The sequence below is a fragment of the Nostoc sp. 'Peltigera membranacea cyanobiont' 213 genome, from assembly GCF_002245975.1.
Taxonomy (GTDB): Bacteria; Cyanobacteriota; Cyanobacteriia; order Cyanobacteriales; family Nostocaceae; genus Nostoc.
The window spans coordinates 1-13,573 of the sequence record NZ_NOLI01000077.1 but is presented as its reverse complement, the minus strand read 5'-3'; the positions used below and the strand labels follow the sequence as shown (position 1 = coordinate 13,573).

General features: G+C 43.0%; 11 protein-coding genes and 1 pseudogene. 6 read left to right on the top strand and 6 right to left on the bottom strand.

Annotation, left to right across the window (positions count from 1 at the left end):
- Positions 1–59: 59 nt before the first annotated feature.
- The 4 genes from CDG77_RS20255 to CDG77_RS20240 form a co-directional block, all read right to left on the bottom strand.
- Positions 60–1,052 (bottom strand): RNA ligase (ATP), encoded by a 993-nt coding sequence (locus CDG77_RS20255; RefSeq protein WP_094331130.1) that lies wholly within the window; start codon positions 1,050–1,052, stop codon positions 60–62.
- Between the two features lie 142 nt (positions 1,053–1,194).
- Positions 1,195–1,986 carry a sulfite exporter TauE/SafE family protein gene (locus tag CDG77_RS20250; RefSeq protein WP_094331149.1) on the bottom strand — a complete coding sequence of 264 codons (792 nt, stop codon included), beginning with the start codon at positions 1,984–1,986 and terminating at the stop codon, positions 1,195–1,197.
- 72 nt (positions 1,987–2,058) lie between these two features.
- Positions 2,059–3,345 (bottom strand): sulfite oxidase, encoded by a 1,287-nt coding sequence (locus CDG77_RS20245; RefSeq protein ID WP_094331129.1) that lies wholly within the window; start codon positions 3,343–3,345, stop codon positions 2,059–2,061.
- A 125-nt stretch (positions 3,346–3,470) separates the two neighbouring features.
- Positions 3,471–4,925, bottom strand: a complete 1,455-nt coding sequence (locus CDG77_RS20240; protein ID WP_094331128.1) for an aminotransferase class V-fold PLP-dependent enzyme — start codon at positions 4,923–4,925, stop codon at positions 3,471–3,473.
- Between the two features lie 980 nt (positions 4,926–5,905).
- On the opposite strand from CDG77_RS20240, the gene CDG77_RS20235 reads away from it, so the two are divergent.
- A complete protein-coding gene (locus CDG77_RS20235; RefSeq protein ID WP_094331127.1) occupies positions 5,906–7,429 on the top strand; it encodes a hypothetical protein in 1,524 nt (507 codons plus the stop codon).
- Positions 7,430–7,719: 290 nt separating this feature from the next.
- Here the strand turns inward: CDG77_RS20235 and CDG77_RS20230 are convergent, their stop codons facing one another.
- On the bottom strand, positions 7,720–9,843 hold the full coding sequence (locus tag CDG77_RS20230; RefSeq protein WP_094331126.1) for an NAD(P)/FAD-dependent oxidoreductase: 2,124 nt from the start codon (positions 9,841–9,843) through the stop codon (positions 7,720–7,722).
- A gap of 163 nt (positions 9,844–10,006) precedes the next feature.
- On the opposite strand from CDG77_RS20230, the gene CDG77_RS20225 reads away from it, so the two are divergent.
- The gene (locus CDG77_RS20225) at positions 10,007–10,240 is read left to right on the top strand and encodes a hypothetical protein (RefSeq protein ID WP_094331125.1); all 234 of its coding nucleotides are present in this window, start codon (positions 10,007–10,009) and stop codon (positions 10,238–10,240) included.
- A 122-nt stretch (positions 10,241–10,362) separates the two neighbouring features.
- Positions 10,363–10,581 (top strand): hypothetical protein, encoded by a 219-nt coding sequence (locus CDG77_RS20220; protein WP_094331124.1) that lies wholly within the window; start codon positions 10,363–10,365, stop codon positions 10,579–10,581.
- Positions 10,582–10,594: 13 nt separating this feature from the next.
- Here the strand turns inward: CDG77_RS20220 and cimA are convergent, their stop codons facing one another.
- The gene (cimA, locus tag CDG77_RS20215; protein WP_094331123.1) at positions 10,595–12,256 is read right to left on the bottom strand and encodes a citramalate synthase; all 1,662 of its coding nucleotides are present in this window, start codon (positions 12,254–12,256) and stop codon (positions 10,595–10,597) included.
- Positions 12,257–12,331: 75 nt separating this feature from the next.
- Between cimA and CDG77_RS20210 the strand changes: the two genes are divergently transcribed.
- The 3 genes and pseudogenes from CDG77_RS20210 to CDG77_RS20200 form a co-directional block, all read left to right on the top strand.
- The gene (locus tag CDG77_RS20210) at positions 12,332–12,670 is read left to right on the top strand and encodes a 2Fe-2S iron-sulfur cluster-binding protein (protein WP_094331148.1); all 339 of its coding nucleotides are present in this window, start codon (positions 12,332–12,334) and stop codon (positions 12,668–12,670) included.
- A gap of 16 nt (positions 12,671–12,686) precedes the next feature.
- Complete coding sequence (locus tag CDG77_RS20205) at positions 12,687–13,085, top strand: hypothetical protein (protein WP_094331122.1); 399 nt, start codon at positions 12,687–12,689, stop codon at positions 13,083–13,085.
- 113 nt (positions 13,086–13,198) lie between these two features.
- Positions 13,199–13,510: pseudogene (locus tag CDG77_RS20200) on the top strand (FAD-dependent oxidoreductase); the annotation flags it as partial.
- Between the last annotated feature and the right edge of the window lie 63 nt (positions 13,511–13,573).

Here is a 13,573-nt window from a genome sequence, read left to right as displayed (position 1 = left end):
AATTCTAAGTCCATTTCAGAAGGTCAGTTAAGGTATCGCCACCAAAACTTGAGTAGAACCTAATGGAGTTCAGTTCCATCCTTACGGAGCAGATAGCGATCGCTAATCAACTTCAAGACTACTCTACCTATTTCTGGATGCGTTTTCTCAATGACCGGTTGCACAACAACGCCTTCCATGATGCAATTGGGACTAACTACACTATTGGCATTATTGAACTGAGACACCGCTTCCCAAGTGTAAGCACCGATATAAAGCACGGGCACTTTCGGCAAAGCAAATTCATTGCAAAAAGCCACAAAATCGCTGTAATTGAGAAAATAACTACCGCGACGCACAGCAAATATAGCAATTCCAATATTGCCATTATCCAAGCCATATTTGATATCTTGTACGCCGTAGATTTCGCCAAAAATCTGAGTTACTGGCGGAAGTTTCTGTAAAGCTTCGTTTTCGTTGTAAGCACGAATATAAACTAATTTTTTGTTTACTTCGCTGTTTTTCCAGAAGTAATTATGGCTGCCAATTTTAGTTGTGCCATCAGCATCAACTAAAACAGAGAAGTTAGTTCCGTGCAACTTCTCTGTTACAACAACTTCTTCACCTTCAATTAGGATGTTTTTGTAACGTTTAAGGTTTTCTGGACTGGGGAATTTGTAATTTCCAATAAAACTTTCTAGTTCTCCGCTCATCCCTTGAGGAATTGGATACTCATACTTTGTTACACCAAAATACTCTGTGTAGTCGTCTCCGACATTTCCCATAAAGTTATTACCAACGGGAATAAGCAAACCCTCAGAAAAAATTCCGCGAAGTTTAGCAGCCCGCAGTTTTTTCGAGTAGTAGTTACGAATATCAAACTCATCCAAAAACTTTTCTGGAATAACACTATCAATAGGAAAATAAAAAGCCAAATCTCCAGCGTGAAGCTTCCCTTTGGCTATAATTACTTGATATCCCATATTTTCAATACAGGCAATATCTAGCCTATCAGCATTGGGATGAGGATTAATGTTGTTGATTTTGACAACTTCAACTTTAAAAATACTCATAGCTCACCTCTTTTGAAAAAAATAGATTTTAGAAAAACTCTAAATTTAGTACACGGTATGGTTGTACAGTTATCATCCGTGTCAAAATAAGGCTGAAATCCTTTGAAAATCTAGACTTTGGCTCTATTTTAGTGGCGTGAGATTACGAATTAGTAACTATTTGTTGATAATTTATCCAAGCTTCCCAAAAAAGATATATTGATAGTGTACCCAAGAAAATACGAAGCACTAAATTCACAGTAGAATCTGGCAGTTTTGGTAATGTACGAGTACTCATCTGAACGCCTAAAAGACCTCCACATCCCAAAACTATACCTTGAAAAAACAGAATATTTCCCTCTAAAGCGTGTCCTGTACAGGCAGCTAAGGCAGTGATAACAATCACACCTAAACTAGTCTGAATTGCGACTTTAATTTCTTCTTTTAGTAGTAACATTTGTAGTGGCACCATAATTGTACCGCCACCTAAGCCAAATAAACCTGCTAAAATTCCTGCTGCTCCACCAGTGCCAATTTTAGAAACTAATGGGTTAAATACTGGCTCTGTATTCTCTTTCTCTTTGAAAGCTAGTTGTTTACGAAGCTCAATCAAATAGATATTAGCAAGTAGTATTATGCCAAATGTAAAAAGTATTATATAGGATGGAATTTTATTAGCGAAATATACACCTATTCCAGTAGTTAAAAAGGCGGGAATTCCTAAATAAATTACTCGTTTAAAGTCAAAGTAGCCCATCCACCAATTCTGCAAACTTCCAGAAATTGAAGTAATCACGATCGCAAGGCTACTAGTAGCGATCGCCTGAACGGGAGTATAACCAAGTGTGACTAAAAGAGGAATCGTGATAATACCGCCACCTATTCCTAAAAGTCCGGCTATAACTCCAGATATTAGACCCCCAGCAACTAAAATCAACCAACTAAAATCAATCATAAATAGGTCTTTTTCTTGAGAACTGATAGTGCTGAGTGTGAATTGAGCATGGATTATTCTCCTTGTCCCCATTCATCCCCGTACTGTCACCGGATGGCTAACAACGCCTCCGTAGAGCAATCCAGAATCATTCCACGGAACTGTACTCGGTTGTGTGTTACCTAAATTGTCGGTAGCACGAGCTTGGATAAAATATTCGCCAGGAGTTGGATTCCATTCAATGTCCCACCGTGTCCATGCAAATGGAAAGTTTGGTTCTCTCAGTCGGGCAAATTGCCAAGTTCTGCCGCCATCTAGACTGACTTCTACACGAACAATTTTTCCTTTCCCAGACCAAGAACGTCCACGTAGTAAGTGGGTTTGAGCCGAAAGTGTAGCGGGCCAAGCCAACTCAAAAGCGCTTTTAACATTTTGATAGGTAATCAGCTTACCTTTATATGGTGCGATCGCTGGATAATCTGCACCAATCAGCACCATCTGCTCCGTTACCCACTGGGTATATATCGGTGTTTCAGAAACCTCAATCCGCTCAATCCATTTAACATTGGCGTTTCCTCCCCAACCAGGGAACAAGACACGGCATGGCTGGCCATGATCTGGAGGTAATGGTTCTCCGTTCATGGCATAGACGACGAGTGAGTTATCTGCTAATGCTTTAGCAATGGGAACTACATTGTTGAACTTGGATTTATTTGTGTCCTTTGAGTCCAGCGAATCAAAATCTGCACCCTCAACGAGTACGTCTTTTGCTGTAGATTTCAATCCAGCCCGCTCTAATAATATGCTCAGTGGTACACCCGTCCACTCAGCCACGCCAATAGCCCCAAGTCTCCACCGAGTTCCAGGGAGTGGTATGTTGTAAGCTTCTTCAAAAAACCGCCGACCATTAGCAGCACACTCAATGGCACAGGTGACTGAGATGGACGGCATAGCGATGATTTCATCGTAAGTGAACTCACAGGGAACAGAAACGCCAGTTCCATGAATTTGCAAACGCCACGTAGATGGGTCAAAGGGAGGAGGTGTACTGCGGTTGTGAACATAGAACCAATCATTTGGCACTAAATAACCACGCCCATACATTGCTTCCCAGTTCATCTCTAACGTGCCTTTGCTATGAGAGATATACCCTGGTGGCAATGGCTTAAGTATTTTACTGCCCTTGGTTTTAACACCTGTCTGACTGTGAGCAGGTGCAGGTTTAGCTAACCCCCCAATGGCTGTTGCACCAACCATCGTGGCTAGTATTTGCAGAAAGCGCTGGCGCGACATACCCGCATCTGTGCTTTTTTGCCAGATGCACTCATCAACCCGTGCGTGTAGATAATCCTCCTGGTCAAAGAGGTTTTCATCACTCAAGCTATTACTCCTTGTAATTCGTAAGTAGTAATTCGTAATTCGTAATTAATATACAGAGCATTAGACTTAATGAGGGAGTGAGGCAGAAGAATTAGCCCAATGCCCAATGCCCCATGCCCCAAAAATTAGCTATTTATCGCTGTCCAAACACCAGTGATTTCATCTTGTGTGTAGTTGGGCAAGTAGTGGTCAAATCCGTTTTTAGCTATTTGAGCGATCGCATCAATAAAGCGATCGCAGTCTTCTAACGTATTATATACTGCAAAGCTGGCGCGGATAATACTGGGAATGTTGCGGGTAATTCCCCTGTCTACTTCCTGAGCAATTTCGTAGTCTTGCTCATCCGAAATATTCTTGAGTTTGCGAATGTATTCATAAGTGCAGAAAGCCCCAGCCCTAACGCCAATGCCATATTCTTGTGCCAGAATTTCTGCCACTAAGCGTCCATCAAATCCATCAATATCAAAGGGAATAACATGGGCTAGATTATCTCCTGGGATATGTAATTGAACTCCAGGAATTAGCCTAAGCCGTGTATACGTGAATTCTACGAGAGAGTGTTCGTACTGAGCAATGCGATCGCGCCCTACTGCTTCGATAATTTCAATCGCCTTGGCAATTGCGATCGCCCCCATTGCGTTTGGTGTTCCAGGATCGTGGGCCCGTTCTGTATAAAAACGCTTGATCTCTAGCTTTCTGGTGATATAAGGCAGGTTTCCACCACCGATTTGATAAGGATAAGAGCTATCAAAAAATTCCTTTGGCCCCAACAAAACCCCAGTTCCATAAGGTGCATACATCTTGTGTCCAGAGAAAGCCACAAAATCTAGATGACATGGGTCATCGTCAGCACGCATATCTACTCGTTCGTGCTGAATTAACTGACACACATCTGCAAAAATCTTCGCACCATACCGATGTGCTAAAGCTGCGATTTCGTAAATTGGGGGTCTGTAACCTGTAATTGTCGAAGCACCTGTAATTGTTACCAACTTAATTTGCTCGGCTTCGGGGAGATTTTGGTGTGCCTTGAAGATTTCTTCAATTTCTGCGACACTTACACTTCCGTCCGCCTGGGTTCTGTACTGCACAACTTCGTCTCTAGTAACCCAAGGGAGCAGGTTTGATGAATGCTCGATATCAGAAACTAAGATTTTTCCAGGTTTTTTTGCCCAAAGTGTGGCGGCTCCATTAATTGCTTCTGTTGTATTCTTCGCAAAAATTACATAGTTGTCTAAAGATGAACCCACAAAGTCCCGAATCACATTCCGGCTAGCGTCATATTCTCGTGTAGTGATGATGGATTTTTGCCCAGAACCTCTATGGACGCTGCCATAAGTGTCAAGCATCTCATCCACATGCTGCTTAAGGGTTGCAAAGGGAGTGGTGGTAGCTCCATTATCCAAGTTGACGTACTTTATATAATTTCCCTGAAGAGTTTTTACCCTAAAAGACAGAGACTCATCTGTGAATAACGGTCTAATTTCTTTGTCCCAAAAACTGTCAAAATTTTCTGCAACTAGCGGTAATTGGACAGCTTCTTGCTTTATATTTACACCCATTGCAAATATATCGGTCATCTTTAGCACCCCTATTTTAAACTTATAATTTTTGGAAAAGCTTAACTACCACAACGCTTTCTCTAACACAAGGCTCGTATTAGCCAGTAGTAATTATGGTCTTTATAATTACTTTCTAGCTAGTAGAAAACTCGGTTATTCCAATTATTCTTTAATAAATCAATTAAAAAGTGTATCCGTATTAACACTTGAATAAAATGTTTTTACTGTTAACTAAAATACAGAGCAATAGTATATACAAGTAGTCAAGGATACTTTAAGCAATTTTATTGTATTCATCAAACAAACTTGATGTATTCAAGACAAGTTGATAAAAAACATCTCACTCATTAAGTCTGGAATTGCTTGCTATAAAAGTATTTCCCAACAAAAATGACCGGACTAAATTGAGATTCTTCTTTAAACAAATTTCATGAATTCACTTACTTGAATTGTTACTTCTTCATCATTCCTTTATAAGTATTTATTCGTATATATGATGTTTTCCTAACATTTTATTCCTGGCAGAAGCTCTTAGTTGTTTACTGACATTAAATAGCGATCGCTCAAGATCCCAGAATTATCATCGAATACTAAATACTTGTACTGAGATGGTTCCTAAGTAATAAATAAGTCAGTAGAAAAATGTATTGAAGGAGACATTTTAAATTTATATCTTAAGATAGATGCGAGTATAGAGAATAAAATGTAACTTGCGAAAGTTTTTCGTATGGAAAAACTTTCGTAGAACAGAGCCACTCTGTATTTGTCTCTCCTGCCCCCTACCCTGTTTTCCCCTGCCTCTTCTTGACGGGGAAGAGCATCATAGTGTTATAACGGCATCAGTCTAGATACAAAATAGGGAACACCAATTGATGATTAATTGCTGGTGCCTGGAGAGAGTTAAACTTAGCTTCTAGAGCAAACCCTGATTAGACACAGTTGATAAGCAATGCTAATGCCAGCACTGCTGATATTTTTAGGCAGGTGGGTCAAGAGTGATGAATGAAGCTGACACCTCAAACAAGGGGGCTGTGATGGAATCCCTAAATTCTGCTAATTCGCCACAATCAGAGCAGGCGAGTTGTCCCTTTTACTCAGTTGTGCCTAATGACAATATGGTAGTTAAACAACTGCCACTCCTCATGCCAGCTGAAGATAGACAATTTTCAAAAGATACTACCCAGCCGGACTGGGTTGCAGAGCCGGAAAGCGGCAAGCAAGCACTTATTGACTCGGAGTTTCAGAACCTGCTGGCATTGAACGAAGAATTGCGTTCGGCTAACAATAATTTGTATGAACAAGTAGAGCAGCTAAAAGACAACCTAGCTGAGTCTGAAAAGGTTTTGCAGTGGCAGAAAACGCGCTCCAGCGTTACTGAGTCGATGCTCAACCAACATACTCAGGAATTGGCTGCGGCTCAAGAACAGATAAAATCTCTATTTCAACAATTAGAAACTGCTGTACAAACCGTTCAACGCCAGGAAATTTTCACTGATAGTTATAAAGCACAGCTACAAATTAGCCAGCAACGCCTTGCCCAGTTAGAGCGCGAATGTACGTTGTTACACACTAATAATAGCGAACAGTCTGAACAGTTATTGCAGTCAGAGACTGTTTGTCGGGAGTTACGTACTAGACTGATGCGACAACAACGCCAGACGCTGCAATTCAAAGCAGCTCTAGAAAAATGTCTAGATACATCGGTTCCTAGCTATGACTCTTTAGAAGATACTGCAAAACATCCTAAAGATATAACTAGCGCCCAAGGAAGATTTTCTAGAAAAGCTCGGTCTTTGTTTCCTAACGCCCAGCCAATTCAACCTTGGTCAGCAGAATCAGAATCCTTGACTGAGAGTGTAGATAATTCTTGGGGCGAACCGTCAGCACCAATCCCATTTCAAAGAAATGAACCGACTCCGCCGCCATCATCTCCTTGGAACTGGTCAGTTAAGCAAAATCAAAATACCTCAACACCACCAGAACCCATCCCCTCTCCAAAAATTGACGATTCCCCAGATATACCGGAAGCTATTTCAACTTCGGGTTCATCCAATTTAGATCAGCAATTAGATAGTTTAATCCAAATGTTTTTCACCTCCCAGCCTGAATCTGCATCACCACCGCCTGCTGCTAAAACAGATGAGAATAATAATGATTCTCCTATCTGGGAGACTTTAGCAACAATCATAAAAGACGATGGGGAAATAGAAAATCCCCAGGAAGCGCACTTGGAAGCAGAAATCAATCCCTCTACAACTATCTCCATTTCTAGGACAACAGATTCTGTAACTTCACCAGCCAATAACTTACTGGTTTCCTCTACTTCCTCCCACACTGAGTCGCCTGTTGAAGAAACTGAAGACTACTGGTCAGAAGTTTCCCAATTTTCACCAGAGTTATTAGGTGATAACACTAATGATGCTAATTCACCTTCACCTGTGGTTTATCCCCAGCGTCCACCCAAAGGGCGTAAGTCATTAGCATCTGTGGAACTACCGAATTTTCGCCCTCAAGGTCAATAGATTAGTTATTGAGGAAGGCAGGAGGAAAACTGCCTCCTGCCTCCTTCAATGGTCATTGGTCATTGGTCATTGGTCAATGGTCATTGGTCATTGGTTATTAAGTAAGTTGGCGCAAGAAAACCCAAGTATGTTACGAAACGCAAACTTGCTTAAAGCCCTTACTAATGACCAATGACAAAGGACTAATGACAAAAGACCAATGACATTTTTCTGTTGTAGTCGCCGCTATTCGCGTTCGCAATTTAGCCTTAATTGCGTCGATCTACTTAGTCGTTAGTCATGTCCAATATCTAATTGAGAATCCTTGCTTCTGACTTCGGAATTATGGCTTCTGGGTTGGTTTTTGCAACTTGAGAGCGCGATCGCGGTTTACCTGTGGCGATCGCATAATTAATTGTCAATAGCCACAGCCACAAGCCAGGATTCCGGGGTTCTAGCCAAAAACCTACCCGGTTTAAGAACCGCCCGAACCACGGACTCAGCAAAGCGCTAATGAGGGCATGACGACCGAAGTTGAAATAACTACCAAGCCATCGCACTAAATCTCTAGGCCCAGCAAGTTCCCAAATCCATAAAAGCAAGGCAGGATTTTTCCTAGCGGCTTTGAGTGCTAATCGGTTAAAGGTTAACCAATCACACCGATCTTTGATGAAGTTATCTGCTACTTCTTGGGGTTCGTCTGCTAACAATCCAAAGAAGGTGTTGAGCATGGAGTTAATGCGCTGGGGTGGTAAAAATTTTCCAGTGGGTACCATCATCCCTTTGGAAAATAGCCAAGTTACTGAAACGTTGCTTTGGTAAGCGCGAATCTGATTCAAGTGGCGGAAACTCAACAAGTCATGTTTGAGAGCAGTATCTAACAGCGTTGTTAAGCGCTCTAAGTTGCGAACTAGGGAACCAAAACCGGTGAAGACGAGGGGAGACTGGAGTGATGCGGCATCGCCGATCGCAATTAATCGATCGAAGGCAACTGTGCGATCGCTACTTCCCACACTAAAATGTCCCGGTATATACCCAAACGTCGGCTTTTTCCACACCAATTTGTCCATATCGCACCTGCGATACTCTGGCAAAATCGTGAAAAAGTCTTCGTACATCTCTAGCAAGGAACCAGGATTTTCAGCATTCACCTCGTGGTAATGAAATAAATAAATCGTTAGTTCATCATCTGCTCCAGGAAACAATTCCCAAATCAGCTGCCTTCCCCGCGAAATATCCCCATGACTATAAAGCACGTCCCCATACTGCGAATCCCACACTTGCGGCTCAAATCCGCTCTCAATTGCCGCTCCTACTGTCGGACACACACTATCAAAGGCTCGACCACCATTTAATTGCCAAGCGATGGGTGAGGCAGTTCCCATTGCATCTATTAGCAATCGTCCGCTTACTTGTTTTTCAACCTGACTAGGTAAGTGCTTGACTTGCAACAAAACTTGTGATATATCAATATCTGCACGCATAAATTCTGTTTCATCCCAGATTTCGCCGCCTGCGGCTTGCAGCTTTTGCCCACACATAAGGAGCCATTTTTCGGAATCTAAGCCTAAATTTAGGACTGTGGGTGTGTGTAGAACGGGCGATCGCAGTTTGGATGGATTATTCGCATCAAAAAATTTATTGAATCCATCTTTGTATTCCCTGGCAATGATGGTTTCTAACTCTGCGGGGGTGACTAAACCCAGATTAACCAAGCTTTGAATCTCATCGCGGGAAATATTCCATTCTCGGTTCATCTTGCCAAAGGGCATTCGTTCCACCAGCAGGACTTTATATCCTAGTTTTGCCATTAATGCAGCATGAATCGCGCCTAGTGCGCCACCGATGTAGATGATGTCGTACTGGGGATTAGTGACCAGAGGCTGGGTACTGGGATTACCTTTTCCCCTGTCCCCTTGATTGGAAAACACAACTTGACGCGGCTGCTGCGGATTTCGTACTCCTTCGCGCCATCGTTGTTCCCACCAGTAGGCACGTGTTAGATCGTATTCACCGTTAGGCATTTTCTGAAAATACTTGACGGTGAGGGGGTAAGCAGAGGCTAGTGCGGCAAAAATCGATTGCTGCGATAAATCAATCGTTGGTGGTTCTGGGTAATGATGCGGAAAACGGCTTCTGATTTCTTTGGTTAGGCGTTGCAGAATTTGTCCCTCACTGGGAAAGGGTTGTTCTGCCCAACGAAACACTTTCAGATAGGTAGTTCGTTGCACCGTCCAGACAAATACCGAAAGTTCCGCAGGCAATTTTTCGGAAAGAGCCGCTCCAGCAGGTGTAGTCGCACTGGGTATTTTGAGGCGAAAGCCTTCCGAAGTAAGCACTTTTTCTCCATTTCCAGGTTCAAAATCCGTTTGTAGCCAGCTACGTACAGTTTCTATATCTGGAGTTGGAACTTCTAAATAAAGGATTTCTCTCATCGTTTCCTGACATCTCCGAGCAATCTACTCACTAAGACAGATTTTATGAAGGCACAAAGTAAGGTAAACTCCGCGCTATTAGTTTGGTAAAGATTCAGTAAAGAAATTTTAAGAATTTGTTGAAGAATTTATTGTTCATTTTGTATTTCTGTAAACCCACGCCATGAATTATCCCATTCCAGACAGTCCCCAGGAAATTTTTGCTTTACGACAACAGCCAATTGATGAAGAACTCGTTGCTGCTGCGATCGCTGGAGTAATTAAAATTGTCCGCGCCCAGGGTCAATCTTTGGAAGAATTAACCGCTCAGTTGCTAGCAGACGATCCACTGCTGGATCGGGAACAACGTCGCTGGTTGAGCCAATTAGTTGCCCAATCGTGGGAAAAGTTCTCCTAAAACCTGGCATAAGATGAAGTTTTGGTCGCAGCATTCGATTTCTAGGTCTGCACCTAAATATTGGATTGGCGATGCCTGCGGCGGGCTGCGCCTACGCAATTTAGGTATGGGAGTAACAATAATTGTCGGTATGGGATTGGCAATTGGGTTGTTATTTTGGCATTCATGGCACAGAAGCCACTAAATTAACCATATCAGCGTTTTACATTGCTAATGAATTTTACAACGTTCTGAAACGGAAAGACCTCTGGTACAAACTAGAGGTCTTTTTTTGGATCGATTCTGCACCTATTAGCGATCGCTTTCCCTTCTCATCGACAAACCAAGCTTTTAGAACATAAAATGTCTTTTTTGTCAACTAGAAGCTTTCACCGCCGCTTCTGCTTGAGAGTGCAATAACAAACCGTATTCCAAGCCCTCCACCACCGCTTGATAGGAAGCCTCCAAAATATTGGTAGAAACCCCCACCGTAGTCCAGCGTTGACGACCATTGCCTGATTCTACCAACACGCGGGTTTTCGCCGCAGTGCCCGTATGTCCGTTGAGAATCCGCACTTTGTAATCTGTCAAATCAAAGGTTGCTATTTGGGGATAAAAGTTCACCAAAGCCTTGCGTAAAGCCGCATCCAACGCAGCAACCGGGCCATTCCCTTCCGCCGCCTCCAGAATATTTTTGCCGTCAACAGCGATTTTGACCGTAGCTAAGGCATTACTAGTTTCTTTCCCCTCAATCAAATCACAGTGGACTTGAAAACCTTTAACTTCAAAAAACTTCTGGCGACCTCCCAAAGCTTCGTGCATCAGTAGGGCAAAACTGGCCTCTGCGGCTTCAAATTGAAATCCTTCACTCTCCAAATCTTTAAGACGCTGGAGAATTTGCTTGGCTTCTGCCTTTAGCTGGTCGAGGTTAATCCCGAAACTGCGGGCTTTGGCTAAAACATTGCTAAGTCCAGACTGTTCAGAAATCACGATGCGGCGATGATTCCCGACTTGTTCCGGCTGAATATGTTCGTAAGTTAGGGGATTGCGTTCTACAGCTGATACATGAATACCACCCTTGTGGGCAAAAGCCGAAAGTCCCACAAAGGGAGCGTGTTCATCAGGCGCGAGGTTGACCACCTCACTCACAAAACGACTAGCTTCTGTAAGTTGTGTTAGCTGGTCTTCTGTGATACAACTGTAGCCCAGCTTCAGTTGTAAATTGGGAATTAACGAACAAAGGTTAGCATTACCGCAACGTTCACCATAACCATTAATTGTCCCCTGTACCATCTTTGCCCCTGCCATCACGGCGGCTATTGCGTTAGCAACCGCCATTTCTGAATCGTTATGAGTATGAATTCCAATTTGAGGGATTGTCCTTTGTCCTTTGTCCTTGGTCATTGGTTCTTGACTGATGACAAATGACAAATGACTACTGACATCTTGCACAATTTGGCTAACTTCATGGGGTAAAGTACCGCCATTAGTATCACACAGGACTAGCCATTCAGCACCAGATGCGATCGCAGCTTCTAATGTCTGTAAAGCATAATCTGGATTGTGCTTGTAACCATCAAACCAATGTTCGGCATCGTAGATAATCCGCCGCCCTTGAGAACGGAGGTACTCAATGGTGTCACGAATCATCGCCAAATTTTCTTCTAATGTCGTCTTGAGGCTGGTTGTAACATGTAAATCCCAAGACTTACCAAAAATCGTTACCCAGCGAGTTCCCGCAGCCAAAATATCCTGTAGCATCGGTTCGGTTGCAGCAGTGGAGTTAGGCCGGCGAGTCGAACAAAAAGCCACAATTTCAGCTTGTTTTAGCGGATCTTCTTGGAGTTGCCAGAAAAATTGTACATCCTTGGGATTAGCACCAGGCCAACCGCCTTCAATGAAAGGAACTCCCAGTTGATCGAGTCTCTTGGCAATGCGTAACTTATCTTCTATCGATACTGATAGCCCCTCGCGCTGAGTGCCATCTCGTAATGTAGTGTCATAGAGCCAAAGTTGAGGTGAAGAATTTGTGGTCATAAAACTGGGACCGACGAGACAACTTTCGAGGCAATGTGTCAATATACAACAAAACGCCAGTTTGGCAATTTAAAAATGCCTAAGGTAGTAGCTGAAGGTAAAACAATTGAGTGCGTAAGCGGAAGCAATCTCCGAGCAATTTTGCTGCAAAATGGTATTGACCTCTACAATGACGGTGCTAAGGTAATAAACTGTCGAGGCATTGGCAGTTGCGGAACCTGCGCGGTTAAGGTAGAGGGCAAAGTATCAACAGCGAATTGGCGCGATCGAACCCGGCGTTCGCTTCCTCCCCATTCTCCTACAACAGACTTACGTTTAGCCTGCCAAACTCAGGTTTTAGGCGATGTGAAAGTGACAAAGTTTGATGGATTTTGGGGACAAGGTTCTCGAATAGTGTGGACACCAAAAGGTTAAAAAGGAGTAAGACAAGATGGGTAGATGGACACCCCTGATTTTAATGGCTGGAGGTTTGGCCATTCTGCTTGGTACATTACTAGGCATCAATTTTCCTATGGGCGTGCAAAGCGCTAACGCTCCCGGCGGTAAAGCAGCAAAAGTCCTGCCAGCTAATATCAATGTTAATAGCAGTGCTGGCAGCAAAAATGAAGAAACTGCAACTGAAGGAAATGAAACAACTGAAACAAACGAAAACAAGCGCTCTATTGTACCCGCAAGACCTGACAATAGAAGTAACGTTGCTCAGAATCCTTCTGAAGACTCAACATCACCTGCTGATAGTACAACAGAAAACAATACAGATAGTTCGGCAACAGAAACGCCATCCAGCAACACGAATCAAGGCAACGAACCAATTCGAGCCTTGTGGTAACGATAGATCCGTCTTTAGTTATGAGTTATAAGTTATAAGTTATGAGTTAATTAGTTATGAGTTATTAGTTATGTACTAATGATAAATGGCTAACGATCAATGACTAATGACTAATGACTAGTGAGATCGTAATTATTGGTGGCGGCGTTATTGGTTTAGCGATCGCCATTGAACTAAAATTGCGCGGGACAAACGTCACCGTGCTTTGTCGTGACTTTCAGGCTGCCGCTACCCACGCCGCCGCCGGGATGTTAGCACCAGATGCGGAAAACATCACTAATGAGGCAATGCTTTCATTGTGTTGGCGATCTCGTGCTTTATATCCCGACTGGACGCGCAAATTAGAAGAACTAACCGGCTTAAATACTGGCTACCGTCCTTGTGGTATCCTCGCACCCGTATTTGCAGAGGCAGGGGGTAGGGGACAATTAATGGTTATGGTGAACGTTGCGGTAATGCTAACCTTTGTTCGTTAATTCCCAATTTAC